This is a genomic window from Oceanimonas sp. MB9, from assembly GCF_011319775.1.
GTDB lineage: Bacteria > Pseudomonadota > Gammaproteobacteria > Enterobacterales > Aeromonadaceae > Oceanimonas > Oceanimonas doudoroffii.
Genome location: NZ_VFBE01000001.1, coordinates 16,806 through 42,878 on the forward strand (window position 1 = coordinate 16,806; position 26,073 = coordinate 42,878).

General features: G+C 61.1%; 31 protein-coding genes. 4 read left to right on the forward strand and 27 right to left on the reverse strand.

Annotated features, from left to right (window positions below):
* The first annotated feature begins 3 nt into the window (after positions 1 to 3).
* The gene (gene hslU / locus OJHNALOF_RS00085) at positions 4 to 1,332 is read left to right on the forward strand and encodes an HslU--HslV peptidase ATPase subunit (RefSeq protein ID WP_094200860.1); all 1,329 of its coding nucleotides are present in this window, start codon (positions 4 to 6) and stop codon (positions 1,330 to 1,332) included.
* 97 nt (positions 1,333 to 1,429) lie between these two features.
* The gene (gene rraA / locus OJHNALOF_RS00090) at positions 1,430 to 1,915 is read left to right on the forward strand and encodes a ribonuclease E activity regulator RraA (RefSeq protein ID WP_094200861.1); all 486 of its coding nucleotides are present in this window, start codon (positions 1,430 to 1,432) and stop codon (positions 1,913 to 1,915) included.
* 73 nt (positions 1,916 to 1,988) lie between these two features.
* Here the strand turns inward: rraA and OJHNALOF_RS00095 are convergent, their stop codons facing one another.
* The 11 genes from OJHNALOF_RS00095 to OJHNALOF_RS00145 form a co-directional block, all read right to left on the reverse strand.
* Entirely contained in the window at positions 1,989 to 2,198 is a 210-nt protein-coding gene (locus OJHNALOF_RS00095) for a cell division protein ZapB (protein WP_094200862.1), read from the reverse strand.
* 142 nt (positions 2,199 to 2,340) lie between these two features.
* Complete coding sequence (gene cysE / locus OJHNALOF_RS00100; protein ID WP_094200863.1) at positions 2,341 to 3,123, reverse strand: serine O-acetyltransferase; 783 nt, start codon at positions 3,121 to 3,123, stop codon at positions 2,341 to 2,343.
* A 26-nt stretch (positions 3,124 to 3,149) separates the two neighbouring features.
* Positions 3,150 to 4,049, reverse strand: a complete 900-nt coding sequence (locus OJHNALOF_RS00105; RefSeq protein ID WP_094200864.1) for a cation diffusion facilitator family transporter — start codon at positions 4,047 to 4,049, stop codon at positions 3,150 to 3,152.
* A gap of 94 nt (positions 4,050 to 4,143) precedes the next feature.
* Positions 4,144 to 4,437, reverse strand: a complete 294-nt coding sequence (locus OJHNALOF_RS00110; protein ID WP_094200865.1) for a hypothetical protein — start codon at positions 4,435 to 4,437, stop codon at positions 4,144 to 4,146.
* A gap of 91 nt (positions 4,438 to 4,528) precedes the next feature.
* On the reverse strand, positions 4,529 to 5,005 hold the full coding sequence (locus tag OJHNALOF_RS00115) for a tRNA (cytidine(34)-2'-O)-methyltransferase (RefSeq protein WP_094200866.1): 477 nt from the start codon (positions 5,003 to 5,005) through the stop codon (positions 4,529 to 4,531).
* 4 nt (positions 5,006 to 5,009) lie between these two features.
* Positions 5,010 to 6,371 carry an MATE family efflux transporter DinF gene (gene dinF, locus OJHNALOF_RS00120; protein ID WP_094200867.1) on the reverse strand — a complete coding sequence of 454 codons (1,362 nt, stop codon included), beginning with the start codon at positions 6,369 to 6,371 and terminating at the stop codon, positions 5,010 to 5,012.
* A gap of 33 nt (positions 6,372 to 6,404) precedes the next feature.
* On the reverse strand, positions 6,405 to 7,049 hold the full coding sequence (locus tag OJHNALOF_RS00125) for an SCO family protein (RefSeq protein ID WP_165660777.1): 645 nt from the start codon (positions 7,047 to 7,049) through the stop codon (positions 6,405 to 6,407).
* Positions 7,042 to 7,938 (reverse strand): heme o synthase, encoded by an 897-nt coding sequence (cyoE, locus tag OJHNALOF_RS00130; protein WP_094200869.1) that lies wholly within the window; start codon positions 7,936 to 7,938, stop codon positions 7,042 to 7,044. The genes OJHNALOF_RS00125 and cyoE overlap by 8 nt, the downstream gene beginning before the upstream one ends.
* Entirely contained in the window at positions 7,875 to 8,906 is a 1,032-nt protein-coding gene (locus OJHNALOF_RS00135) for a heme A synthase (protein ID WP_094200870.1), read from the reverse strand. The genes cyoE and OJHNALOF_RS00135 overlap by 64 nt, the downstream gene beginning before the upstream one ends.
* 8 nt (positions 8,907 to 8,914) lie before the next feature.
* Positions 8,915 to 9,346 (reverse strand): hypothetical protein, encoded by a 432-nt coding sequence (locus OJHNALOF_RS00140; RefSeq protein ID WP_165660778.1) that lies wholly within the window; start codon positions 9,344 to 9,346, stop codon positions 8,915 to 8,917.
* The gene (locus tag OJHNALOF_RS00145) at positions 9,336 to 10,013 is read right to left on the reverse strand and encodes an SURF1 family protein (protein ID WP_165660779.1); all 678 of its coding nucleotides are present in this window, start codon (positions 10,011 to 10,013) and stop codon (positions 9,336 to 9,338) included. Before OJHNALOF_RS00145 ends, OJHNALOF_RS00140 begins: the two co-directional genes overlap by 11 nt.
* 28 nt (positions 10,014 to 10,041) lie before the next feature.
* Here OJHNALOF_RS00145 and OJHNALOF_RS00150 point away from each other — a divergent pair, with 28 nt between their 5' ends.
* Positions 10,042 to 10,245 (forward strand): DUF2909 family protein, encoded by a 204-nt coding sequence (locus OJHNALOF_RS00150; RefSeq protein ID WP_094200872.1) that lies wholly within the window; start codon positions 10,042 to 10,044, stop codon positions 10,243 to 10,245.
* An 18-nt stretch (positions 10,246 to 10,263) separates the two neighbouring features.
* Here the strand turns inward: OJHNALOF_RS00150 and OJHNALOF_RS00155 are convergent, their stop codons facing one another.
* The 7 genes from OJHNALOF_RS00155 to OJHNALOF_RS00185 all read right to left on the reverse strand — a co-directional run bounded on the left by OJHNALOF_RS00155 (position 10,264) and on the right by OJHNALOF_RS00185 (position 16,788).
* The gene (locus OJHNALOF_RS00155) at positions 10,264 to 11,133 is read right to left on the reverse strand and encodes a cytochrome c oxidase subunit 3 (protein WP_094200873.1); all 870 of its coding nucleotides are present in this window, start codon (positions 11,131 to 11,133) and stop codon (positions 10,264 to 10,266) included.
* Positions 11,134 to 11,146: 13 nt separating this feature from the next.
* Positions 11,147 to 11,674 (reverse strand): cytochrome c oxidase assembly protein, encoded by a 528-nt coding sequence (locus tag OJHNALOF_RS00160; RefSeq protein WP_094200874.1) that lies wholly within the window; start codon positions 11,672 to 11,674, stop codon positions 11,147 to 11,149.
* Positions 11,674 to 13,269, reverse strand: a complete 1,596-nt coding sequence (ctaD, locus tag OJHNALOF_RS00165; protein WP_206063492.1) for a cytochrome c oxidase subunit I — start codon at positions 13,267 to 13,269, stop codon at positions 11,674 to 11,676. The genes OJHNALOF_RS00160 and ctaD overlap by 1 nt, the downstream gene beginning before the upstream one ends.
* Positions 13,270 to 13,287: 18 nt before the next feature.
* Positions 13,288 to 14,433 carry a cytochrome c oxidase subunit II gene (coxB, locus tag OJHNALOF_RS00170; protein ID WP_165660780.1) on the reverse strand — a complete coding sequence of 382 codons (1,146 nt, stop codon included), beginning with the start codon at positions 14,431 to 14,433 and terminating at the stop codon, positions 13,288 to 13,290.
* A gap of 205 nt (positions 14,434 to 14,638) precedes the next feature.
* Positions 14,639 to 15,253, reverse strand: a complete 615-nt coding sequence (lexA, locus tag OJHNALOF_RS00175; protein WP_094200877.1) for a transcriptional repressor LexA — start codon at positions 15,251 to 15,253, stop codon at positions 14,639 to 14,641.
* Positions 15,254 to 15,331: 78 nt separating this feature from the next.
* Entirely contained in the window at positions 15,332 to 16,204 is an 873-nt protein-coding gene (gene ubiA, locus OJHNALOF_RS00180) for a 4-hydroxybenzoate octaprenyltransferase (protein WP_165660781.1), read from the reverse strand.
* The gene (locus OJHNALOF_RS00185; protein ID WP_165660782.1) at positions 16,201 to 16,788 is read right to left on the reverse strand and encodes a chorismate lyase; all 588 of its coding nucleotides are present in this window, start codon (positions 16,786 to 16,788) and stop codon (positions 16,201 to 16,203) included. Before OJHNALOF_RS00185 ends, ubiA begins: the two co-directional genes overlap by 4 nt.
* A 115-nt stretch (positions 16,789 to 16,903) precedes the next feature.
* On the opposite strand from OJHNALOF_RS00185, the gene OJHNALOF_RS00190 reads away from it, so the two are divergent.
* On the forward strand, positions 16,904 to 17,305 hold the full coding sequence (locus OJHNALOF_RS00190; protein WP_165660783.1) for a flagellar basal body-associated FliL family protein: 402 nt from the start codon (positions 16,904 to 16,906) through the stop codon (positions 17,303 to 17,305).
* Here the strand turns inward: OJHNALOF_RS00190 and glpG are convergent.
* The 9 genes from glpG to OJHNALOF_RS00235 form a co-directional block, all read right to left on the reverse strand.
* Complete coding sequence (gene glpG / locus OJHNALOF_RS00195) at positions 17,283 to 18,131, reverse strand: rhomboid family intramembrane serine protease GlpG (RefSeq protein ID WP_094200881.1); 849 nt, start codon at positions 18,129 to 18,131, stop codon at positions 17,283 to 17,285. The genes OJHNALOF_RS00190 and glpG overlap by 23 nt on opposite strands.
* Positions 18,128 to 18,448, reverse strand: coding sequence for a thiosulfate sulfurtransferase GlpE (glpE, locus tag OJHNALOF_RS00200; protein WP_165660784.1), 321 nt, complete (start codon positions 18,446 to 18,448; stop codon positions 18,128 to 18,130). Before glpE ends, glpG begins: the two co-directional genes overlap by 4 nt.
* A gap of 44 nt (positions 18,449 to 18,492) precedes the next feature.
* A complete protein-coding gene (locus OJHNALOF_RS00205; RefSeq protein WP_165660785.1) occupies positions 18,493 to 19,197 on the reverse strand; it encodes an ABC transporter ATP-binding protein in 705 nt (234 codons plus the stop codon).
* Positions 19,197 to 19,961, reverse strand: a complete 765-nt coding sequence (gene livG / locus OJHNALOF_RS00210; protein ID WP_094200884.1) for a high-affinity branched-chain amino acid ABC transporter ATP-binding protein LivG — start codon at positions 19,959 to 19,961, stop codon at positions 19,197 to 19,199. The genes OJHNALOF_RS00205 and livG overlap by 1 nt, the downstream gene beginning before the upstream one ends.
* Entirely contained in the window at positions 19,958 to 21,199 is a 1,242-nt protein-coding gene (locus OJHNALOF_RS00215) for a high-affinity branched-chain amino acid ABC transporter permease LivM (RefSeq protein WP_165660786.1), read from the reverse strand. Before OJHNALOF_RS00215 ends, livG begins: the two co-directional genes overlap by 4 nt.
* The gene (livH, locus tag OJHNALOF_RS00220; protein WP_094200886.1) at positions 21,196 to 22,119 is read right to left on the reverse strand and encodes a high-affinity branched-chain amino acid ABC transporter permease LivH; all 924 of its coding nucleotides are present in this window, start codon (positions 22,117 to 22,119) and stop codon (positions 21,196 to 21,198) included. Before livH ends, OJHNALOF_RS00215 begins: the two co-directional genes overlap by 4 nt.
* 81 nt (positions 22,120 to 22,200) lie before the next feature.
* Positions 22,201 to 23,316: a branched-chain amino acid ABC transporter substrate-binding protein gene (locus tag OJHNALOF_RS00225; RefSeq protein WP_370462282.1), complete on the reverse strand. Its 1,116-nt coding sequence runs from the start codon at positions 23,314 to 23,316 to the stop codon at positions 22,201 to 22,203.
* Between the two features lie 437 nt (positions 23,317 to 23,753).
* Positions 23,754 to 24,779 carry an L-threonine 3-dehydrogenase gene (tdh, locus tag OJHNALOF_RS00230; RefSeq protein WP_206063493.1) on the reverse strand — a complete coding sequence of 342 codons (1,026 nt, stop codon included), beginning with the start codon at positions 24,777 to 24,779 and terminating at the stop codon, positions 23,754 to 23,756.
* A gap of 11 nt (positions 24,780 to 24,790) precedes the next feature.
* The gene (locus tag OJHNALOF_RS00235) at positions 24,791 to 25,981 is read right to left on the reverse strand and encodes a glycine C-acetyltransferase (protein ID WP_094200888.1); all 1,191 of its coding nucleotides are present in this window, start codon (positions 25,979 to 25,981) and stop codon (positions 24,791 to 24,793) included.
* Positions 25,982 to 26,073 lie beyond the last annotated feature (92 nt).

A 26,073-nucleotide genomic window follows, 5' to 3' on the forward strand; every position in this document is an offset into this window, starting at 1 on the left:
ATTATGTCTGAAATGACCCCGAGAGAAATCGTCCACGAGCTGGACCGCCACATTGTCGGCCAGGCCGATGCCAAGCGCGCCGTGGCCATTGCCCTGCGCAACCGCTGGCGGCGCATGCAGCTAGAGCCCGAGCTGCGCCAGGAAGTGACCCCCAAGAACATTCTGATGATTGGCCCCACCGGCGTCGGCAAGACCGAGATCGCCCGTCGTCTGGCCAAGCTGGCCAATGCACCCTTTATCAAGGTGGAAGCGACCAAGTTCACCGAAGTAGGCTATGTGGGCAAGGAAGTGGACTCTATCATTCGCGATCTCACCGACATCGCCATGAAAATGGTGCGCGAGCAACAGATGGATAAATACCGCCACCGCGCCGAGGAAGCCGCCGAGGAGCGGGTGCTCGACGCCCTGCTGCCCAACCCCCGCAACGGCTGGGGTGAGGAAGAAAAGGCCGACAACAGCGGCAGCCGGCAGATCTTTCGCAAGAAGCTGCGTGAGGGTCAGCTCGACGACAAGGAAATCGAGATCAACGTGTCCGCACCGCAGATGGGTGTGGAAATCATGGCCCCTCCCGGCATGGAGGAAATGACCAACCAGCTGCAGGGCATGTTCCAGAACCTGGCGGGCAATACCAGCAAACAGCGCAAGATGAAGATCAAGGATGCCTTCAAGCTGCTGGTGGAGGAAGAAGCCGCCAAACTGGTCAATCCGGAAGAGCTGAAGGAGCAGGCCATTCACGCGGTGGAAAACCACGGCATCGTGTTTATCGATGAATTCGACAAGATCTGCAAGCGCGGCGAGAGCTCCGGTCCCGATGTGTCCCGGGAAGGCGTGCAGCGGGATCTGCTGCCGCTGATCGAAGGCAGCACCGTCAACACCAAGCACGGCATGGTGCGCACCGATCACATGCTGTTTATCGCTTCCGGCGCGTTTCAGGTGGCCCGCCCCTCTGATCTGATCCCCGAGCTGCAGGGCCGCCTGCCCATTAGAGTGGAGCTGAGCTCGCTCACCACCGAAGACTTCGAGCGTATTCTCACCGAGCCCAGCGCCTCGCTGACCGAGCAATACAAGGCACTGCTGGCCACCGAGAATGTGCATGTCGAGTTTACCGACGAAGGCATTCGCCGCCTGGCCGATGCCGCCTGGCGGGTCAACGAGACCACCGAGAACATCGGCGCCCGCCGCCTGCACACCGTGATGGAGCGGTTGCTGGACGAGCTGTCGTTCGAGGCTTCAGACAAGTCCGGTGAAACCATCACCGTGGACGCGGATTACGTGGATCGCTACCTCAAGGATCTGGTGGAAGACGAGGATCTGAGTCGCTTTATCCTCTGATTCATATGATTCCGGGAGCGGTCACATCATTGTGATTGAAAACCGCTCCCGCCCCCTTATACTGGAAGATACCTTGTCTTCAGACGTGGCTGACTCCATGGAATACAATACTTCTGAACTGTGCGATACCTACATTGATATGGTCGACGTGGTCGAGCCCATGTTTTCCACCTTTGGGGGCCGCAGCTCCTTTGGTGGCATGATCTCCACCATCAAATGCTTTGAGTCCAACGGATTGATCCTCGAGGCGGTAAAGCAAAGCGGCGTGGGCCGGGTATTGCTGGTTGACGGCGGCGGCTCATTGCGCCGGGCGCTGATCGATGCCGAAATCGCCGAGACCGCGGCGGAAAACGGCTGGGAAGGCATTGTCTGCTATGGCTGCGTGCGCGAGGTGGACGCACTGGAAGACACCGATATTGGCATTCAGGCGCTGGCTTCCATTCCGGTGGGGGCTGACGACAACGACATTGGCGAGATGGACGTACCGGTCAACTTCGGCGGCGTCACCTTCCTGCCGGAAGATCACCTTTACGCCGATACCACCGGCATTATTCTGTCGCCGGAAGCGCTGGATATCGAATAGTGTTCGACATGAATGCGCACGCATAAAAAACGCCGGCAAGCGCCGGCGTTTTTTATGCGTGCGTGATGCCCGCTCAGGCGCTTTCTTCCACCTGATCAATCTTGCCCAGCAGTGCCTGCAGGCGATCCTGCCAGGCCTGATGCTGCTGACGCAGTTGCTGGTTTTCGTCGTCCAGCTTGCCGTTTTGTTCTTTCAGCTCGTCCACTTCCATCTGCAGCAAAGAGATGGTGTCAACCGCGGTCTGGATCTTGGCTTCCAGCTTTTCCAGTACATCAAAAGACATGTGCTAACCCCTGTAATTCACGTTTACCGGCCATCCGGCCCACAAGCCCGAGCATACCTTGGGCCCGCACCGACAACAAGACGCCGCACCGGGCGGAACGTCGTTTGCCGCAAAATTATGCCGGTTAGGTCAAATCCCTGCGTCAGATATTCTGACTCATGTCGAGGGAAGGCTTGTCCGAGCCCGGCCGACCCACCACCCGGGCCGGCACACCGGCCACCGTGGTGTGGGCCGGCACCGGCTCCAGCACCACGCTGCCGGCACCAATCTTGGCGCCCTCGCCCACCTCGATATTACCCAGAATCTTGGCACCGGCCCCTATCATCACGCCTTCGCGAATCTTGGGATGGCGATCACCGCACTCCTTGCCGGTGCCACCCAGGGTTACCCCCTGCAGAATGGACACATCATTCTCGATCACCGCGGTTTCCCCCACCACTATGCCGGTGGCGTGATCAAACATGATGCCCTTGCCGATACGGGCCGCCGGATGCACATCCACCCCAAACACCACGGAAATCTGGTTTTGCAGATAGGTGGCGAGGGAACGGCGACCATGGCGCCACAGCCAGTTGGAAATGCGATAGCCCTGCAGGGCATGAAACCCCTTGAGATAGAGCAGAGGGGTGGAAAACAGCTCAACCGCCGGATCCCGCTCCTGCACCGCGCAGATATCGGTGGCCACCATGTCCAGAATGGCGGGCTCCTCGTCCAGCGCCACCTCGATGACTTCCCGCAGCGAAATCGCCGGCATGACCAGGCTTTCCAGCTTGTTGGCGAGAATGAAACTCAGGGCACACTTGAGGGTGTCGTGGTTAAGGATGGTGGAGTGAAAAAAGCTGCCGAGCATGGGCTCTTCCACAATCATGCGTTTGGCTTCTTCACGAATGCGCAGCCAGGTTCTGGATTGTATGCCGTCTTCCATGGGTAAACCTTGTTTAAAATGTATGTTCACTTGCTTTCGGACCGGCTTCCGAAAGGCACTACCGAGACAGGATCCATATGGATGATAATGTCGGCATCGGCGAACTGCTGTCTCAGGGTTCGCTCTGCCGTGTCGGCGATGCGGTGGGCGCGCACCAGGGGCAGGTGATCATCCAGCTCCAGGTGAAGCTGAATAAAGCGGGTCCGGCCCGACCGCCGAGTGCGCAGCGCGTGCAGCCCCTGCACTCCCTCCACCGCCAGACAGCATTCAATAATGCGCTTTTGCTCTTCATCCGGCAACCGTCTGTCGAGCAACATCTGCACGGAATCGTAACCTATTCTCAGGGCGCCGGCCAAAATATAACCACCGATAAGCACCGCAAACAGGCCGTCGGCGCGATACCAACCCCAGCCGGAGAGCATTATGGCCAGCAATACCGCCAGGTTGAGCAGCAGGTCGGCCCGATAGTGCAGCTGATCGGCCTGAATCGCCAGTGACCGGGTTTTCCGAATCACATAACGCTGATACAGCAGCAGCAGGCCGGTCAGGGCCAGGGAAAACAGCGTTACCCCGATGCCGGTGGCCGCGTTGGCCACCGGAGCAGGGTTGAGCAGGTGGGCCACGCCGTTGAACAGCAAAAACAGCGCCGAGCCGCAGATAAAGGCCGACTGGGCCAGGCCGGCCAGAGACTCCGCCTTGCCGTGACCGAAACGATGCTCCTCATCGGGCGGCGCCAGGGCGTAGCGAATGGCCATCAGGTTAATCAGCGACGCGCTGATATCCAGCAGCGAGTCGGTTAGCGAGGCCAGCATGCTGGCGGAGCCGGTATAAAACCAGGCCACCAGTTTGATGATGATAAGCAGGCCGGCCACCAGGGTGGCCGCCGTGGCGGCGGTGGTAACCAGGCGAGAATAGGATGAAGACATGAGTCGGCCGGTGCAGGGATTTGCGCCATTATAGCGCTCACCTGCACCGGCCGTGATGTTTTCCCGGTGCTTGTTGTTTGTGCGCCGATGAACCTTAAAGGTCGCTCATCAGCTCTTCCAGCTCTTCGCGGCTGTCCTCCATCAGGTGATAAAGCGCAAAGGCGTCCTGTGCCGACAGCGCCAGGCAAAATGGAACACCGGCCGTTTCCTCACAGACCAGCTCCATGCTTTGTTCACTGCGGCGAAACAATACATGATCGATATCGACCGAAAAGTGCTGCCGCCGCTCGGCCACATCCACTTCCAGTTCGCCCGTGGGATGCAATACCATTTTTGCCATTGGGTGTTCGGCATCCATCAGGGTACAGTTAAATCGTCTGTTCAGCATGGCACTCTCCTCCTGGTTGACGACATACCGTCACCAAGTGTAGGCCAGACTGCTCAATAAACAACCACAATTAATTGCGTGTCATTTTTATTCAAGATAAGGCCGAAATGGCCCCCGCAAACCCTTGCTGACGCCAGGCTTCGTAACTGATCACCGCCACCGCATTGGACAGGTTGAGGCTGCGGCTGTCGGCCTGCATGGGAATACGAATTCGAAAGTCGGGGGCCACTTCCGTCAGCACGGCCTCGGGCAGCCCCCGGGTCTCGGGACCAAACAGCAGCACGTCGCCGGGCTGATAGGCCACCTCGTGATGGTGGCGGCTGCCCTTGGTGGTGCAGGCAAAGATGCGCCGCCCGGCCATGGCCTGCAAAAAGGCGCCGTAGCTTTCATGCACGCTAATCCGACCGTAATCCGCGTAGTCCAGCCCGGCCCGGCGCAGCCGCTTTTCATCCAGGCTAAAGCCGAGCGGCTCAATCAGGTGCAGGCGGCAACCGTTGTTGCGCACCAGCCGCATGATATTACCGGTATTGGGTGCGATTTCCGGCTCGTAAAGGGCGATCTCAAACATGGCGTTATTTCTCCGCGGGCAAAACGTCGGGAACAAAGGCGCGTCGGCCATCCAGCTGCCACCAGGCCCAAGCCAGGGTCAAGCCCCGGGCCCCCATAAAACACAGCATGGCCAGCCACAGGGCGTGGTTGCCCAGCCCCTGGCCCAGCCACCACACCGGAAAGAACACCCCCAGGGTGGAAACCAGCATCATATTGCGCATGGCCCGGCCCTGAGTGGCGCCGATAAAGATGCCGTCCAGCACAAAGCACCAGCAGGACACCAGCGGCATGGCCACCAGCCAGGGCAGGAACCGGCCGGCCTGTTCGCGCACTTCGGCAATGGTGGTGATGCGATGCACCAAGGCATCCCCGGCCAGGGCGAACACCAGGGTAAACGCCACCGCCACCAGGGCGCCCCAGAACAGATTGAGTCCACAGGCCAGCCGAAAACGCACTTGGCTGCCCCGGCCGATGGCCTTGCCCACCATGGCTTCGGCGGCATAGGCAAAGCCATCCATGCCGTAGGAGATAAACATCAGAAAGTTCATCAGCACGGCGTTGGCCGCCACCACCTGGTCCCCCAGCCGGGCGCCCTGAAAGGTCATGAAGACAAAGGTCAGCTGCAGGCACAGCGCCCGAATGAAAATGTCCCGGTTCAGCCCCAGCAGGCGGCGAAAGGCCGCGCCGTTCAGGGCGTCGCGCCAGAACCCGGGGGCCGGCCGCAGCCCGCGCCGGTCCAGGGTACGCCATACCAGCCAGGCACCGAGGGCGGTGGCGGCGTAGTCTGCCAGCACGGAGGCGGCGGCGGCGCCCTGTACCTGCCAGCCCAGTCCCACCACAAACCAGATATCGAGCACAATATTGGCGCCGTTGCCCAGGATCAGCAGCCACATGGGCGCCCTGGCATTCTGGTTGCCCAGCAACCAGCCCAGCAGTACCAGGTTGGTGAGCGCCGCCGGCGCGCTCCAGATGCGTACGTTCACATACTGGCGGCCATAGGTTTCCACCTCGGCACTGGCGCCGGCCAGGGAAAAGGCCAGTTCGATAATGGGCGTTTGCAGCAACAACAGCAGCAAGGCCAGCCCCCAGGCCAGCAACAGCGCCCGGGCCAGTACGCTTAGCAGTCGTTGCTCATCCCGAGCGCCAAAGGCCTGAGCCGCCAGCCCGGTGGTGGACATGCGCAAAAAACCCAGCAGAAAAAACAGCAGGCTGATGATGGTGGCACCCACCGCCACGCCGCCCAGGTAATACGCCTGCTCCAGGTGACCGATCACCATGGTATCGACCAGCCCCAGCAGCGGCACGGTGATGTTGGACAGCACCATGGGCAGGGCCAGGGCAAAGACCCGGCGATGCCGGGCGGCATTGAAAAAGGAGGTTTTCAAGAACGACTCAAACAGAAAAAGAAGGTGAAAACATCAGCCGCGCCAGCGGCCGACGATACGCTTGAAGTCCTGCAGCAGCAGTTGGGAATCCACCAGCGGGATGCCGCTGCCCTCGTCAAACACCGGACGAAATGACGCGTGCAGCTCACCGTTAGGGTTAATCAGGGCGATGGAAGCGGAATGATCCACCAGGTAGTCCTGCTCACCCCGCTCGTGCACACCGTAAATCAGCCCCAGCTGTTGCACCGCCGGCATCAGGGTGCTGTGGTCGGCGGTGGCGGCAATAAACTCCGGGCTGAAGTGGGCGGTATAAGCTTTTAGCCGATCGGGCGTATCCCGGCCGGGATCGGCGGAGACAAACACCACCTGGGCCTTGTCACTCAGTTGCCTGAGTTGCGGGTAAACCCGGGCCAGATCCGCCAGGGTGGTGGGGCAGATATCCGGACAAAAGGTGTAACCCAGAAACACCAGGCTCCAGTGTTCACGAAACTGCCGCTCGGTAAAGGGCCGGCCATAGGCGTCGGTCAGCGCCATGGGCGCCAGGGGACGGGGTTCGGGATAGACCACTGCCGCCTCGGTCAGGGTATTCCTGCCCTGGTACCAGGCCGTACCGCTCAGGGTCCCCACTACCAGCAGGGTCAGTGCCAGCAGCCAAATCAGCTTGCTTGTGTTAGCCATAATCGATCCAGTGATCCGCCAGAATAAGGACAAAGAGCCACATCAGGTGACTGATGGAAAAGCGGAAGCATTGTAATGCGGTTTGCGGCCCGGGTCTAAACTTGAGCCGCCAGGCCCACTGCACAAAGCGCAGATTGAGCGCCAGCGAGCCCAGCAAGTAGGCCGGCCCCGACATGCTCACCACCCAGGGCAGCAGGCACACCAGGGTCAGCAACAGGGTATAGAGCAACACACAGGTTTTGGTGAACTCAATGCCGTGGGTCACCGGCAGCATGGGAATCTCTGCCTTGGCATAATCGTCCCGGCGGTGAATGGCCAGGGCCCAGAAGTGGGGCGGCGTCCAGGTAAAGATGATCATCACCAGCAACAGCGCATGCCCGTGAAACTCGCCGCTGACCGCGGTCCAGCCGAGCAGTGGCGGCATGGCTCCGGCCAAGCCGCCAATGACAATATTCTGGGGCGTTGCCCGCTTGAGCCAGACGGTGTATACCACCGCATAACCCAGCAGGGACGCCAGGGTCAGCCAGGCGGTCAGGGCATTGACCAGCACCAGCAGCACTGCCAGTCCGCTGGCCGACAGCGCCAGCGCAAAGGCCAGTGCCGGCCCGGTGGCCACTCTACCCTGGGCCACCGGCCTGTGGTGGGTACGAGCCATCTTGAGATCGATACGTCGGTCCAGCACATGGTTGATGGCCGCCGCCCCCCCCGCCATCAGGCCAATGCCCAGGGTGGACGCCAACACCGTCAGCGCAGACGGCAACGCCTCGGTTAAAAACATGCCGACCACGGCGGTGAGCAGTATCAGCGCCACCACCTTGGGTTTGGTCAGCGCGAAGTAATCCCGCCAGACCAGGGTCCGGTGGGCGGACAGTAACTCGCTTCGTGCCATTTTGCCTCCCTGCCACGCCACAGGCGTGTTCCTGTTCCCGTCAAAATCAGCAACAACACGGCCGCGCCGCCGTTATGGGCCACTGCCACCCACAGCGGCAGGTGCAACACCACGTTGGCCACTCCCAGCATCAGCTGCACCATGACCATAATCGCCAGCATAACTCCCCAGTTGCGCAACCCGGGTTGGCGCAGTAGCCGCCACGCCAGCACCAGCAGCAGCACCACGGTTACCATGGCCCACAACCGGTGGGCGGCATGAATGGTGGCCCGCTCCGCCTGGCTGAGCACGCCATACTGATAGGTCTCGGCGGGCATGCCGTGGGGGTGAAAGGCGCTCCATTGCCACTGGCCGACCCAGTCTCCCTGGCACACCGGCAGCTCGGTGCAGGCCATGGCCGCGTAATTGGCCGCGGTCCAGCCTCCCAGGGCAATCTGTACCACCAGCGCCAGCAGTGCCGCCCAGAACCAGGGCGCCAGGCTACGATCCAGTGAATGCCTCTGGGCACTGCGCTGCCCTCGGCACAAGAGCCAGAACAGCAGCGCCAGAATGCTGAAGCCGCCCAGCAGATGTCCCATCACCACGAAGGGCAACAAATTGAGGGTCACGGTGAGCATACCCAGGGTTGCCTGCCCCGTGACCATGGCCAGCAACAGCCATGCCGGCGCCCGGTAGTGGCGGTGGGCCCGCCTGAGCGAGCCCACCGCCATCAGCAGTATGGTCAGCCCAAGGGTACCGGCGGCATAACGATGGATCATTTCATTACGCGCCTTGGTCACTTCCAGCGGCGCATCGGGAAAACGCTCGGCGGCCAGGGCATGCTCTCCCGGCGTGGCCGGCACATAATTGAAGCCGTAACAACCGGGCCAGTCGGGACAGCCCAGCCCGGCGTCGGTGAGCCGCGTCCAGGCACCCAACACCACCACCACCAGGGTCAGAATAAAGGCAACGCCACAAAGCTTCTGCATGGCACCTCCTAGCCGGCCCGGGAATATTTCAGCAACCGGCGCAGATCGTTCAGCAGATCTCTGCCGGTCTCGCGGTTTTGCACCTCGTTCGCACCCATCGGGTAGCGCATCACCAGCATGCCCGGTGGATCGGCAATATAGACAAATCCCGGCACCAGCCCTTCACCGGCGGCCTGTTGTTCCACTCGGACCCGGTCCCCGTCCCGACCCAAGGCCAGATCCAGGTTATTGAGCAGCTCGGTGGCCGACGCGCAGTAATCACAGTGCGCAGGCGTGACCATTACCAGCCGCCACTGCGTCGCCGCATCGATATGTCCTTCCACCCATTCGCCGTGACCGCGCACGCCGGGGGTAAACCAGCCCTGAGCCAGCACCAGCCAGGCCAGCGCCACAGGTAACACAAAAACCCCCACCAGGGCCAATACCGGTTTATGCTTCATATCCCCTCCGATACCACCACCAGGCTGCCAGCCAGATGGCTACTGTCATGGTGAACCACTGTACCGCGTAGCCCAAGTGCTTTTCCGGCCCCATTACCACCGGCTGCCAACCATCGCCACCGCCGTCGGTTTTCAGCACCACCGGCAACACCGGCTGCCCCCAGCGCTCGGTCAGCAGGGCCGGCTCCAGGCTGGAAATGCGCCGAGGATGGGCATCCCGCTCCCTCCCCAGTGACAGCGGCGGCTGCCAGGGACGCACCAGCACGCCGGTGAGCTCCAGGGCATGGTCATCGGGAGGGTTGACCGCTGGCAGGCGGGAACGATCGGCACTGGCCGGCCACCAGCCGCTGTCCACCGCCAGCAGGCCCTGAGGCGTCTGCAACGGCCGAATCAGCCGGTAGCCAGCCCGGCCTTGCTCAATCTGGTTGTCCAGAAACAACTCGCCGCCGGCAAGATAGACACCGCTGGTCCGCAGCCGGTAGCCAAAGGGGCTGTGCATGGCCAGGGCCTCTTTCAGCTCAAGCTCCATCTGGCTGCGTTGCTGCCACTCCTGCAATAGCTGGCGCTTTTCGTCGGCCCGGGACAACTGCCACATCCCCATGAACACCATCAGGGCACTGATGGCCGCGGTCAGCACCAGTAATCCGCCACGCTTACCTATAATCAAGGTTCCATCCTTTTCATACGCGTGATACATGCTGCTCAAACTGCTGATTGTGCTGTTGTTATTGCTGATGATCGGTAACCTGGCGCTGGGGCTGGGGGCCCTGCTCAGCCGGCGGGACCCGGCACTGATGGCGCGCTACATTGGCCGGCGGCTGCTGTTTGCGGTGATCATCGTCATACTGTTGATTCTTGCCCTGGCCACCGGCCTGCTGACCCCCAACCCCACGCCATAATAAGATTCAATCGAGACACTACAAAATATAGACAAAAACGAAGAGACACAGCCAGACCACGTCCACAAAGTGCCAGTACCAGCTGCTGGCCTGAAAGCCAAAATGCTGAGCCGGTGTAAAGTGTCCCTTGTTAACCCTGAGCCACATAATGAACAACATCAGGGTACCCAGGGTAACGTGGGCGCCGTGAAAGCCGGTGAGCAGAAAGAAGGTATTGCCGTAAATGCCGGAGTCGAGCCGCAGGCCGAGATCCTGGTAGGCATGCACGTACTCCCAGATCTGCAGCGCCAGAAACAACACCCCCAGCAGCACGGTGGCACCCAGCCAGGCCTTGATTCGGTCACGCTGCTCCTGCAGCAGGGCCAGGTGGGCCAGGTGCGCCGTCACCGACGAGGTCAACAGGATAACGGTGTTGATCAGCGGCAATCCCAGCCAGCCCATGGCGGTGGTTTCCATGCCCCCCGGGGTGGTCAGCAGCGGCCAGATAGGCTGAAACTGCGGCCACAGCACCTCGTGGGTCATGGCGTTGTTGCCGGCTCCCCCCAGCCAGGGCACCGCCAGAATGCGGGCATAAAACAGGGCGCCAAAGAAAGCGCCAAAAAACATCACTTCGGAAAAGATGAACCAGGTCATGCCCTGACGAAAGGATCTGTCCATCTGTTCGCTGTACAGGCCCTGATGGGATTCGCTGATCACATTGGAAAACCAGCCAAACAGCATGACCGTCATGACCAGGGTGCCGGCGGCAAACACCACAGGCCCGGCAATGCCGGCAATGCCGGCGGCCCACATACCTGCCCCCGAGGCCAGCAAAAACAGGCCAACGGCGCCGACAATGGGCCAGGGACTTTGCGCCGGTACATAATATTTTTCCGTCTTGACCGCCATGCTAGCCTCCTTGTCAGCCTTCGCTGGCCACCTGCTCGCTGATGTCGTAAAGGGTGTAGGACAGGGTGAATACCTCAATATCGTCGGGCAGCGCCTCGTCCACGTAAAAACTCATGGGCATTACCGCTCGCGCCAGGCCATCAAGGGGCTGCTCCTCAAAGCAGAAACACTCGGTCTTGCGCAGGTAACCCGCCGCCCTCCCCGGTGACACCGAGGGAATGGCCCGCAGCACCCGGTTGTCCACCCCCGGATTGGTCACGGTAAAGTCCACCCTGTGCATCTCGCCCGGATGCACTTTCAGCCGACGCACCGAAGGGGAAAATTCACCGCCCAGGCCGGTGTTCTGATAGGTGATGAACTCCACCGTGACCAGCCGCTGTTCATCCACCCGTTTCGCCGCTACCGCCGCCGTGGTGTCAGTCTTGCCGTTCAGCCCGGTGATGTCGCAGAACACGTCATACAAGGGCACCAGGGCAAAACCAAAGCCGAACATGGCCAGGGCCAGTCCGCCCAGCCGCAGGGCCTTCCTGCCGTGATCCATCACTTCACCTCCGGCGGCGTTTCAAAGGTGTGGTAGGGTGCCGGCGACGGCACCGTCCACTCCAGCCCTTCGGCGCCCTCCCAGGGTTTGGCCTGGGCCCGCTCGCCGCCGCGAATGCACTTCACCAGCACCGCCACGAAGATCAGCTGGGACAGGCCAAAGGCAAAGCCGCCGATGCTGACCAGGGCATTGATGTCGGCAAACTGCAGCGAATAATCGGGAATGCGCCGGGGCATGCCGCCCAGGCCGAGAAAGTGCATGGGAAAGAACAGCAGGTTGACCGATACCACGGAGCACCAGAAGTGCCATTTGGCCAGGCGCTCATCGAACATGTGACCGGTCCACTTGGGCAGCCAGTAATAGGCCGCCGCCATGATGGAGAAGATGGCACCCGACACCAGCACATAGTGGAAATGGGCCACCACGAAGTAGGTGTCGTGATACTGAAAGTCGGCCGGAGTAATGGCCAGCATCAGGCCGCTGAAGCCCCCCATGGTAAATAGCACGATAAAAGCCAGGGCGAACAGCATGGGCACTTCAAAGCTGATGGAGCCCCGCCACATGGTGGCCACCCAGTTGAACACCTTGACCCCGGTGGGCACCGAAATCAGCATGGTGCAGTACATGAAGAACAGCTCCGCCGCCACCGGCATGCCCACGGTGAACATGTGGTGGGCCCACACCAGAAAGCTGAGCCCGGCGATGGAGGCGGTGGCATACACCATGGAGGCGTAGCCAAACAGCGGCTTGCGGCTGAAAGCGGGAATGATGGCCGAGATAATGCCGAAACTCGGCAATATCATGATGTATACCTCGGGATGGCCAAAGAACCAGAAAATATGCTGGAACATCACCGGATCCCCGCCCCCGGCTGCCTCAAAGAAGCTGGTGCCGAAATACTTGTCGGTCAGCACCATGGTCACGGCGCCGGCCAGCACCGGCATCACCGCAATCAGCAGAAAGGCGGTGATCAACCAGGTCCAGCAGAACAGCGGCAACTTCATCCAGGTCATTCCCGGCGCCCTAAGATTCCATATGGTTACAATGACATTGATCGCCCCCATGATGGAACTGATGCCCATGATGTGAATGGCAAACACAAACAGGGCGGTGCTGTCGGGACCATAGGTAGTCGACAGCGGTGCATAGAAGGTCCAGCCGAAATTGGGGCCGCCGCCGGGCACAAACAGCGAGCTCAGCATCAGCACAAAGGCAAAGGGCAGTATCCAGAAACTCCAGTTGTTCATGCGCGGCAGCGCCATGTCGGGCGCCCCTATCATCATGGGAATCATCCAGTTGGCCAGGCCCACAAAGGCGGGCATGACGGCGCCGAACACCATGATAAGTCCGTGCATGGTGGTCATCTGGTTAAAGAAGTTGGGCTCCACCAGTTGCAGCCCGGGCTGAAACAGCTCGGCCCGAATCACCATGGCCATGGCGCCCCCCAGCAGGAACATGGTCAGGCTGAACAGCAGGTAGAGGCTGCCGATGTCCTTGTGGTTGGTGGTAAACAGCCAGCGGCCCAGTCCCCGGGCGGGGCCGTGATGATGCTCCTCTCCCACCAGGTGAATGTCCGCGGTTTCAGTGCGATCCATCTGCGCCATCACTGCCCCCTATTGTCCCTGTCTGGCCTGATGAATGTCCTTGGGCTGTACCAGATCCCCGGTGTCGTTGCCCCAGGCATTGCGTTCATAGGTGATCACCGCCGCCAGCTCCTTGAGCGCCAGCTGCTTGTCAAAGCTCTGCATGGCGGTGCCCGCCTTGCCGTACAGCACTATGTTGATATGGCCAGCCCTGTCATTGAGCACCATGTCGCTGCCTGTAAGGGCTGGAAAGGCACCGGGAATGCCTTCGCCATTGGCCTGGTGACAGGCGGCGCAGGCTTTCTGGTAAACCTGCTCGCCCAGGGTCATCAGCTCCTCCCGGCTCATGTTCATGGCCAGCAGTTCCTGCTCGGCGGCCCTGGCCTCGGCCTGTTCGGCCCTGACCTGAGCCAGCCAGCCATCAAATTCCTCGGGTGAGCGGGCATCCACAACGATGGGCATAAAGCCGTGATCCTTGCCGCACAGCTCGGCGCACTGACCCCGGTACAGGCCGGGCTCGTTAATGCGGGTCCAGGCCTCGTTGATAAAGCCGGGCACGGCGTCCTTTTTCACCGCAAAGGCCGGCACCCACCAGGAGTGAATGACGTCGTCGGAGGTGATCAGGAAACGCACCTTGCGATCCGTGGGCAGCACCAGGGGATAATCCACCTCCAGCAGGTAGTTGTCTCCCTTGGTCACCGTGCCAGCAATCTGCTGGGGCATGGTGGCCAGCAGGCTGAAAAATTCGACGTCTTCGTCGAAGTAGCGGTAATGCCACTTCCACTGAGAGCCGGTGACCTGCACGGTGAGATCGGGTTCGGACGCGTCTTCCATCGCCACCAGGGTTTTGGTGGCGGGAATGGCCATGGCCACCAGAATGAGAAAGGGAATAATGGTCCAGAGGATCTCGACCTTGGTGCTTTCGTGAAACTGGGCGGCCTTGGCCCCTTTTGACTTGCGATGGTGAATAATGGCCCAGAACATGACCCCGAACACCACCAGGCCGATAACGGCACAGATAATGAGGATGGTCATGTGCAGGCCGTAAACCTGCTGGCTGATCTCGGTGACCCCTTCGGTCATGTTAAGACGGGTCTGCGCCCGCGCAGGCAGGCAGACCAGCAAGGACAATAGCAACAGCAGAATCGGCTTCACGCGCACCCCCAATCGTTTCATCCTGTCACCCGGAGTACTCAAGTCTGGAATGAATGTGTGCCGAACGACTACATCCCTTAGGCTCGGCTGACTCTAAGTAAAGCAGCACTCAAGGAAATGTAAAATATAAAGATTTTAGGACTGAGGATGGGGGAATAGGGGTTGTAACGGGAGCTGAGTGAAGAAAGGACCGGCAGGCAGGGGCCTGCCGGTTGAAACGACGACGTTAGAAATCACCGTTGCGGATCACGCCCACGGCCAGGCCTTCAATGGTGAGCTCCTGGCTGCGCAGATCCACTTCAATGGGCGAGAGCTCTTCGTTTTCCGGGATCAGGCTGACCTTGCTGCCCGTACGCTGAAAGCGCTTGACGGTCACTTCGTCGTCGAGCCGGGCCACCACCACCTGGCCGTTGCGAACCTCCTGGGTTTTGTGCACCGCCAGCAGGTCGCCGTCCATGATGCCGATGTTCTTCATGCTCATGCCCTGCACCCGCAACAGAAAGTCGGCAGAGGGGTGGAACAAGCCAGGATCAAGCCGGTAATGGCTCTCGATGTGCTGTTGCGCCAATATGGGTTCACCGGCGGCCACCCGGCCCACCAGCGGCAGGCCCTGTTCTTCTTCCGCCTCTTCCCCGGCCAGGCGAATGCCCCGGGAAGTGCCGGGCATGATTTCAATCACGCCCTTCTTGGCCAGCGCCTTGAGGTGCTCTTCCGCCGCATTGGCGGACTTGAACCCCAGCACCTTGGCAATTTCCACCCGGGTGGGCGGCATGCCGGTTTGCTGAATGTGTTCCTTGATAATGTCCAGCACCTGCGACTGGCGGGGAGTAAGGGCCTTCATGATGAAACCTGTCTGTTTATACAGTTAACTGTCAGTATATCCAGTAATGAGTCCAGAGCAAGCCCCAAAGCCTTCCACTTACCACAGCGCCAGCACCAGGCCGGCGAACACCGCCATGCCGGCGTAGTTGTTGTTGAGAAAGGCGCGAAAGCAGGGCATGCGCTCCCGATCGCGAATCAAGCGCTGCTGATACACAAACAGGCCGGCCACCGCCAGCAGGCCCCAGTAAAAGGGGGCGGCCAGTTCAAACGCTCGGCCCGCCGCCACCAGCAGCAACAGGGTAGCCAGTTGCAGCAGGCCCACAATCAGCTTGTCGCGCCGGCCAAACAGAATGGCGGTGGACTTGACGCCGATTCTGAGGTCGTCGTCCCGATCCACCATGGCATACATGGTGTCGTAGGCCACGGTCCAGGTCAGGTTAGCGGCAAACAGCAACCAGAGGCCGGCGGGCAGGCTGTTGCTCTGGGCGGCAAAGGCCATGGGAATGGCCCAGGAAAACGCGATGCCGAGAAACAGCTGAGGCAGGTTGGTAAAGCGCTTCATAAAGGGATAGAGCGCCGCCCAGAACAGACCCGCAAAGGCCAGGCCAATGGTAAAGGCATTGGTGGTCAGCACCAGCACAAAGGAAATGCCCACCAGCAGGGCAAAAAAGCCCAGCGCCTGGCGCTCGGTGAGTTCACCGGCGGGCAGCGGCCGGGCCTGGGTGCGCTTGACATGACCGTCGATATGGCGGTCGGCGTAGTCGTTGATCACACAGCCGGCGGAGCGCATGGAAAACACCCCGGCCACGAACACCAGCAGCAGCCAGGGTGACGGTAACCCGTCGGCGGCAATCCACAGTGCCCACAGGGTGGGCCACAGCAGCAGCAGGGTGCCAATGGGCTTGTCGAGCCGGGCCAGGGCCATGTAGGCGCGCCAGCGCGGTCGGGAAGGAGAAGTCAGGGTGGTCATGAGGTCGTGTCCTGCATTGTGTCCTGATAGAGAGCCGAAGCCGGCAAAAAGAGTTCGGTCACCAGCACTCGGGCGGCGCCGGTGCTGAGGGTGGAGCGGCGCGCCCAGGGCGCAGGGGCAAAGCCGGCGTTCAGCCCGGTACGCTCGGCCAGTCGCCGATATTCAGTAGCATTCAGGCGCGCGAACTCAAAGGGCGTGCGCTCCAGATCCGGCGCCTCGAACATCAGCTCACCCAGCGCCCGGGAGCCCAGCCCGGCCAGCGCCGGCAGCGCCCGTTGCGTGGCGGAAGAATAGAGCGAGCTGGCATAGACCCAGGGCCGGCCGTCACAGCACAGCAATACCTCTCGACAAAAGGCCTGGTCACAGCCGAGCAGTTCCGCCTGGGTCGGTGTGAGCGACCGCAGGCTGGCATCGCTCAACAGCTGCACCTCAAACTGCCGGCAGTGCCGGCGCAATAGCCGGGTCAGTGACCCGGTGTCATGCAGCCAGGCATTCAGCACCGGCGCAGCCGGCGTTTCGCTTCCCCAGCGCCAGAGGTGATCGGCGCTGGAGGCCGTGTTTTGTTCATCAAACAACAAAGACATACAATTGCTTTCTGGTCCTGCTCCGGTCACAGCCCGGCCTCACCGGGCACCCGCCGATTGACTTGGCCGGCAAATATTTAAACAATGCCCGCTCGCTTACTCGTCGGAGACTCACATGTTTCGGTTTGTTGCCCTCTGCCTGCTGCTGGTCAGCGCAGGCCCGCTCAGCGCCCAGGATGAACCGGCGGCGCCTGCCGGGCCCATATACTACACCATGACACCGGACATTATTACCAACTACCAGAACTCAGGACAAAACCTGGGCTATGTGCGAGTGGCGGTGGATCTGATGCTGGAACGACCGGATCAGCTGGCGGTGGTGGAAGAGAATATGCCGCTGCTGCGGGACGCGCTGAATGATCTGCTGGCCCAGAAAAGCCGGCAGGAAATCCGCTCCCTGCCGGCCCGCACCGAGCTGGCCGATCAGGGCCGGGAGCGGCTCAACGAACTGCTGCTCGAGGAAACCGGCCAGACCCCGGTGCGTCGTCTGCTGTTTACGACCTTTCTTTACCAGTAGTGCGGCGGTTGTCGAGCCAGGCCTGAAGCAGGCCGATCAGGGCGCCGCCCAGGTGGGCCATATTGGCCACCGGCGTGCCCAGCAGATCGGCAAAGCCCAGCACCAGCCACACCACCATGAAGACCGCCATGCCGTCGGGCAGGCCGATGCCCCGGGCCGGGTTGAGCCGGCCGCTGAACCAGACGTAGGCCAGCAGCGCATACACCACCCCCGACAGACCACCGAAACGCGGCCCGCTGGCCCAGAACTGCAGCAGGTTGGGCAGCACCGCCGCCACCAGCAGCAGCACCAGCAGCTTGCCGCTGCCCAGCCGTCGCTCCACCATGCCGCCCAGATACCACCACCAGAACAGGTTGAACACCAGGTGCATCAGGGAGAAATGCATCAGCGCCGGAGTAAAGGCGCGCCAGAATTCCACCCCCAGCAGCCATTCTGCCCGGGGCGGGAAAGACAGCACGCCGAACATGGGCAGCCCCAGCCAGCTCAGGCCATAGACCAGCAGGCAGGCCAGCAGCACCAGCAGGTTGACCGGACCGGTCTGGCGCAGCAGATCGCTGATCCAGCCGGCTTGCCGGGGACCATCGGCAAAGCGGGCATGACTGTCTCCCCGCTTCCAGGACGCCTCCTGATAGCGGGGGTGAAAGGGTTCGGCGAGAAAGCGTTTGACTTCCCGGTGGGCCTGCTCATAACGAGACTCGTCCACCAGCCAGATATGCACATTACCGTCGTCGTCCTGGGTGAGCTCACAGTGCAGGCCGAGCTCACTCAGGTAGTCCACAAAGGCCTGGGCCCGGCGCGGATCGTCGAGCACCAGCAGCGCCTTCACGACTGGCCGACCACCGCCTGACTGCGCCGCCAGGCCTCAAAGCCGCCGTCCAGGCTGTAGACTTCCTCAAAGCCCTGATTGATCAGGTACTGGGCCGCGCCCTGACTGCTGATGCCGTGATAGCACATCACGATCACCGGCATCTCGTAATCCACCTCGTTGGTAAAGCTCACCAGGCTGTCGTTGGTAAGGTGAAAGGCTCCCTCGGCGTGGGCCAGGGCAAAGGACTGGGGATCGCGAATATCCACCAGCCGGGCCCGGCCCTCGCTCAGCATGACGTGGGCTTCATCCACCGAAATATGGGCAAACTGATCCATGAATTCCTCCTCATTAATGTGGCGCCAGTGTACCCAATTCAGCCTCAGCCGCCCAGATAGGCGTTGCGTACCCGTTCGTTCACCAGCAGGGCGGCGCCGGTGTCGGCCAGCACCACCCGGCCGTTTTCCAGCACATAGCCCCGGTCGGCCAGCTTGAGCGCCTGATTGGCGTTCTGCTCCACCAGAAAGATGGTCATGCCCTTTTCTTCCCGCAACTGAGCAATGGTGTCAAAGATCTGATTGATGATAATGGGCGCCAGCCCCAGCGAGGGCTCGTCCAGCAGCAGCAGCCGGGGCTTGCTCATCAGCGCCCGGCCGATGGCCAGCATCTGCTGCTCGCCGCCGGACATGGTACCGGCACGCTGGTGGCGGCGCTCCTTGAGCCGGGGGAACATGGCAAACACCTCGGCCATCAGCCCGGCGTGCTCGCGTTTGTCCACGAAAAAGGCACCCATGTGCAGGTTTTCTTCCACCGTGAGCCGGGCGAAGATGCGCCGCCCTTCCGGCACGATGGCGATGTCCCGGCGCATGATGGCGGCGGTATCCAGCCCGGACAGATCCTGGCCTTCATACAGCACCCTGCCCCGAGACGGCCGGGGATCGCCGCAGATGCTCATCATTAATGTGGTCTTGCCGGCGCCGTTGGCGCCGATAAGGGTGACGATTTCCCCCTGCTCAATGTGCACGGTAACGTCTTCCAGGGCGCGAATCTTGCCGTAATGGGCGCAAATATTGTCGACATGCAGCATCAGGCTTCTCCCAGGTAGGCGTTGATCACGTCCGGGTGGCTGCGCACCGCGTCGGGGTCGCCGTCGGCCAGGGGGCGGCCCTGATTGACCACGTAAATATGGTCGGAAATGTCCATTACCAGCTTCATGTCGTGTTCAATCAGCAGCACGCTGACGCCTTCGTTATCACGCAGATCCTGAATCAGCCGGTTCAGTTCCTGAGTCTCGTTGGGGTTGAGCCCCGCCGCCGGCTCGTCGAGCATCAACAGGGCCGGTCGTGCCGCCATGCAGCGGGCGATCTCCAGGCGGCGCTGCTGGCCATAGGCCAGGTTGCCGGCGGCGCGGTTGGCAAACTCGGTCAGGTTGACCTTCTCCAGCCAGTAATGGGCCCGCTCCAGCCCTTCCCGCTCGGCCCGGCGAAAACCCGGGGTCTTCAGCAGGCCGGCGAGAAAATTGGTGTTGAGATGGGCATGCTGGGCCACCAGCAGGTTTTCCAGCACCGTCATTTCCCTGAACAGGCGCACATGCTGAAAGGTACGCACCATGCCCAGGCGGGAGATTTTGTGGCCCGGCAGGCCGGCAATGGCCTGGCCGCGAAAGCGCACCGTACCGCCGCTCGGCCGGTAAAATCCCGACAGGCAGTTGAATACCGTGGTCTTGCCGGCGCCGTTGGGGCCGATGATAGACACAATTTGCCGCTCCGCCATGGTGAGCGCCACTCCGTCTACCGCCACCAGGCCGCCAAAACGCATGGTGAGGCCGGATACGTTCAGCAATTCACTCATGATTTCAGCTCCATGTGAGGGCGGTGCATGGGCAGCAGCCCTTGCGGCCGCCAGATCATCATCAGCACCATCAACAGGCCAAACAGCAACATGCGGTATTCGTTAAATTCCCGGGTCAGCTCCGGCAGTATGGTCATGATGATGGCCGCCAACACCACACCAATCTGCGAGCCCATGCCCCCCAGCACCACGATGGCCAGAATGATGGCCGACTCGATAAACACAAAGGACTCGGGGCTGATAAAGCCCTGCCGGGCAGCAAAGAAGCAGCCGGCAAAGCCGGCAAAGGCCGCGCCAATGGTAAAGGCACTGAGCTTGATAAGGGTGGGGTTGAGGCCCAGTGAGCGGCAGGCGATTTCGTCTTCCCGCAACGCCTCCCAGGCCCGTCCCAGGGGCATGCGCAGCAGCCGGTTGATAATAAAAATGGTCAGCACCACCAGCACCAGCGCCAGCAGGTAAAGAAAGATCACCTTGTAGCCCGAGTTGTAGGCGATGCCAAAAAACTCGTGAAAGGTGTTGTCGCCGCGACGGTCGAACTCCAGTCCGAATAGCGTGGGTTTGGGAATGCCGGCAATACCGTTAGGGCCGCCGGTGATCTCGGTCATGTTGTTGAGTAATATACGAATAATCTCGCCAAATCCCAGGGTCACGATGGCCAGGTAGTCCCCCCGCAGCCGCAGCACCGGAAAGCCCAGCAAAAACCCGAACAGCGCCGCCAGGGCGCCGCCCAGCAGCAGGCAGGTCCAGAAATCCAGGCCAAAATAGGCATTGAGCAGGGCATAGCTGTAGGCCCCCACTGCGTAAAAGGCGACGTAGCCCAGATCGAGCAGGCCGGCCAGGCCCACCACCACGTTGAGGCCCAGCCCCAGCATGACGTAAATCAGGGTTAACGTGGCCAGATCCACCGCGCCGCGCGAGCCCATAAAGGGCCACACCAGCAGGGCCGCCAGCACCAGCACGGACACAATGCGATACAGCCAGGGCTGCTCTTCCGGCGCCGGCAGGGCAAAGCCGCCCTTGCGATCCGCCAGAAAACGAAAGGGTTTGCGCCACTGCTCGGCAAACAGCTGGGCCAGAAACACCAGGCCGGCGCCCAGTGCCAGCCACTGCCAACTGGCGTCGAGCCGGTTGGCCACCACCAGCCGAGTGCCTTCGGTTTCCAACCGCAGACCAAGCAGCCAGCCCGCCAGCAGCAGAAACAGGGCGGCGGCAATGAGTGCAGGTTTCAGTTTGCTCATACCTTTTCCACCTCCGGTTTGCCCAGAATGCCGGTGGGCATGAACAGCAGCACGAAGATCAGCAGGCCAAAGGACACCACGTCCTTGTATTCGGTGCTGAAATAGGCGCCGGTCATGGCCTCGGTCACCCCCAGCAGCAGGCCACCGAGTACGGCCCCGGGAATGCTGCCAATGCCGCCGAGCACGGCCGCGGTAAAGGCCTTGAGCCCGGCGATAAAGCCGATGTAGGGGTTGATGACGCCGTAGTAGGAACCCAGCAACACCCCGGCCACCGCCGCCAGGGCGGCACCGATGACAAAGGTGAGGGCGATGATGCTGTTGCTGTTGATACCGAGCAGGTTGGCCATTTTCAGATCTTCGGCACAAGCCCGGCAGGCCCGACCCATGCGCGAGCGGGAAATAAACAGCGACAGCAGGGTCATGGCAATAAAGGTGACCACGAAGATGATCAGCTGCATATAGGACAGGGTGGCCTGAAAGCCCTCGCCGCCAAAGCTCCAGCCGCCGGGCAGCAGGGGCGGAATGGCGATATCCCGGGAACCTTGCGCCAGGCGCATCATGTTCTGCAGAAAAATGGACATGCCGATGGCGGAAATCAGCGCAATCAGCCGTTTGCTGTGGCGCAGCGGCCGGTAGGCGACCCGCTCGATGGAATAGCCGTAGACGCTGGTCAGCACTATGCTCACCGCGAAGGCACCGCATAACAGCAGGGCGGTGCTGTCGATGCCGGCCATGGTCAGCGCCGTCATCACCATAAAGGCGGCGTAGGCGCCGATCATGTACACCTCGCCGTGGGCGAAGTTAATCATGCCGATAATGCCGTACACCATGGTGTAGCCGATGGCGATCAGGGCATAGGTGCTGCCGATGGTCAGGCCGTTAAGCAGCTGCTGAATAAAGTAAAGAAGGGGCTCGGACATACAACCTTTCCTTGTCGTAGCACGATGAGCGCCGTCAGCAGGCGGGGCACCCCCGCCTGCTGACGATGGAGTAACGGCCCGTTACAGCTGGGTGGAGGAGCCGTCCTTGTGCCATTCAAACACGCCGAACTCAAAGCCCGTAAGATCGCCCTTGTCGTCCCAGGCCAGTGGGCCCATCACGGTGTCGACCGGCTCGGCCCGCAGCGCGGTGGCCACCGCTTCCGGGTCGGCGCCGACCCGTTTAATGCCCTCGGCAATGGCTTCCACCGCCGCATAGGTGGTCCACACAAAAGGCCCGGTGGGGTCTTCGCCCTTGGCCTGAATGGCGGCCACGATATCGGCGTTGGCCGGATCCAGATCGTACTTCTTGGGCAGGGTCACCAGCAGGCCTTCCGAGGCGTCACCGGCGATGGAGGTAATATCCTTGTGGCCCACCCCTTCCGGCCCCATAAAGCGTGCCTTGAAGCCCTTTTCGGCTGACTGACGCAAAATCAGCCCCAGCTCAGGGTGATAGCCGCCGTAATAGACGAAATCCACCTGCTCCCGCTGCAGCTTGGCGATCAGCGCCGAGAAGTCCTTGTCGCCGGAGGTAATGCCCTCATAGGCCACCACATTGGCGCCGGCGTCTTTCAGGGCGTCGCGCACGCTGGAAGCCAGGCCTTCGCCGTATTGCTTCTTGTCGTGAATAATGGCGATGCGCTCAGGCTTGACCTTGTCGACGATGTGACGCGCCGCGGTGGGGCCCTGATCACTGTCGAGGCCGATGGTGCGCATGACGAATTCCAGGCCCCGCTCGGTAATGGTGGGACTGGTGGCCGCCGGGGTCACCATGAGAATGCCTTCGTCGTCGTAGACGTCGGACGCCGGCAGGGTACTGTCGGAGCACAGATGACCGGCCACAAACTGAATGCCGTCATTGACGATGCGGTTGGCCACCGCCACCGCCTGCTTGGGATCACAGGCGTCGTCGAACTCCACCACTTCCAGGGTGTGCTCACCCAGCCGGCCGGATTTGTTGATCAGCTCCGCCGCCATGCGGCCGCCGGTAAACTGCATGTCGCCATACTGAGCCACCGGGCCGGTAATGGGGCCGGCAATGGCAATCTTGATGTTGTCGGCCTGGGCAGAAAACGCCGCGCCGTATCCCAGGGCGGCAAACACCGCCATGGCCACCACCTTTTTATTCCTTGTCACCATACGAACATCCTCTATTCGAAATCGGGTACCGCCGAAGGGGCTTCGGCCGTCTTCTCTGTTCTAACCCTTGTACGAAATTAGCACAAGGGGAAAATGCTTCGTATGGGACCGGGTGGATTTGTGAATCGGAATGGATGAGCTGGAGGACAGGTGAACTGGGGACGGGAGACGGGAGACGGGAGACGGGAGACGGGAGACGGGAGACGGGAGACGGGAGACGGGAGACGGGAGACGGGCAGTATCATTCAGTGCGAGCTTCAGCTGGCAAGAGCCAGCCGGACAAACAACTGATGTGCTGGCGAGGAAGTTAAAGGGCAACTGCATCACGACCCTCTGCGCCAGGGATGGCGCAGCGGAGCCCCCATGGAAGGGTGTACGGCGTGTCGTGAGGCAGTGCCCTTTGGCCGACTTACTGCGGTATGTCAGGCACGCCAGGCTTACTGCCAGTCAAGGATCACCTTGCCGGACTGGCCGGAGCGCATGGTGTCAAAGCCCTGCTGGAAGTCGTCCACCTTGAAGTGGTGGGTGATGATGGGGCTCAGATCCAGGCCGGACTGGATCAGGCTGGCCATCTTGTACCAGGTTTCAAACATTTCCCGGCCGTAAATGCCCTTGAGCACCAGCCCCTTGAAGATCACCTGGTTCCAGTCAATGGCCATGTCGGACGGGGGAATTCCGAGCATGGCGATTTTGCCGCCGTGGTTCATCTTGGCCAGCATGTCCTGAAACGCCGCCGGCACGCCGGACATTTCCAGGCCCACGTCAAAGCCCTCGGTCATGCCCAGCTCGGCCATAACATCACTCAGGTTGTCGGTGGCCACGTTGACCGCCCGGGTCACGCCCATGCTGCGGGCCAGATCGAGGCGATATTCGTTAACGTCGGTGATCACCACGTGGCGCGCGCCCACATGGCGGGCCACGGCGGCGGCCATGATGCCGATGGGGCCGGCGCCGGTGATCAGCACGTCTTCGCCCACCAGATCGAACGACAGCGCGGTGTGCACGGCGTTGCCAAAGGGGTCGAAGATGGACGCCAGATCGTCGGAGATTTCATCGGGCAATTTGAAGGCGTTATAGGCCGGAATCACCAGATATTCGGCAAAGGCCCCTTCCCGGTTCACGCCCACGCCTACGGTGTTACGGCACAGGTGGGTACGGCCGCCACGGCAGTTGCGGCAATGGCCACAGGTGATGTGACCCTCGCCGGAAACCCGGTCGCCGATGGCAAAGCCGCGCACTTCCTGACCGATGGCTACCACCTCTCCCACGTATTCGTGGCCCACCACCATGGGCACCGGAATGGTCTTTTGCGACCAGTCATCCCAGTTGTAGATATGAATGTCGGTGCCGCAGATGGCGGTTTTACGGATTTTGATCAGCAGATCGTTGTGACCCAGTTCCGGTTCGGCCACCTCGGTCATCCAAATGCCCGGTTCGGCCTTGAGTTTTGCCAGTGCTTTCATGTTGATTCTCCTCAGATCACGCCCAGTTCTCGACCCACTTCGGTAAAGGCCGCAATGGCCCGATCCAGCTGCTCACGACTGTGGGCCGCCGACATCTGAGTGCGAATGCGGGCCTGGCCCTTGGGCACCACCGGGAAAGAGAAACCGATAACATAAATGCCTTTTTCCAGCAGCTTGTCGGCCATTTGCGCCGCCAGGGCGGCGTCGCCCAGCATCACCGGAATAATGGCGTGATCCTTACCGGCCAGGGTAAAGCCGGCGGCGGTCATTTGCTCTCTGAAGTAGTCGCTGTTTTCCCGCACCTTTTGCCGCAGAGCGTCGCCGTTCTCCAGCATTTCCAGCACCTTGATCGAGGCGGCGACGATGGCCGGCGCCACCGAGTTGGAGAACAGGTAGGGCCGGGAGCGCTGGCGCAGCCAGTCGATCACTTCCTTCTTGCCCGAGGTGTAACCGCCGGAGGCACCACCCAGGGCCTTGCCAAGGGTGCCGGTAATGATATCGACTCTGTCCATCACCTCGCAGTATTCATGGGTACCCCGGCCTTGCTCGCCAACAAAACCGACGGCGTGAGAGTCGTCCACCATCACCAGAGCATTGTACTGATCGGCCAGATCGCAGATGCCCTTCAGGTTGGCGATGACACCGTCCATGGAGAAAACGCCGTCGGTGGCAATCAGCTTGAAGCGAGCGCCGTCGGCCTCGGCCTGCTGCAGCCGGCTTTCCAGCTCGGCCATGTCGTTGTTGGCATAGCGGTAGCGTTTGGCCTTGCACAGGCGCACGCCGTCGATGATGGAAGCATGGTTCAGCGCATCGGAAATAATGGCGTCTTCCGGGCCCAACAGGGTTTCAAACAGGCCGGCATTGGCATCAAAACAGGAGGTGTAGAGAATGGTGTCTTCCATGCCGAGGAAGGAAGACAAGGCAGTTTCCAGCCGCTTGTGCAGATCCTGGGTGCCACAGATAAAACGCACCGAAGCCATGCCAAAGCCATGGCTTTGCAGGCCCTGCTGCGCCGCCTCAACCAGTTGCTCATGGTTGGCCAGTCCCAGATAGTTGTTGGCGCAGAAGTTGATAACCTCCTGTTCGCCCACGCGAATGGCGGCGCTCTGAGGAGAGCTGATCACCCGCTCCTTCTTAAAAAGGCCTTCTGCCTTGGTGTTTTCCAACTGCTCGGTTAAGTAAGCATAAAATGCCGACGACATAACAAACTCCCGTTTTCCATGTGGCTATCTGGGTTCAATTCAGACCATTTTACTACCTCATTGGGTGATACTCATAACTTATTCCACCTTCT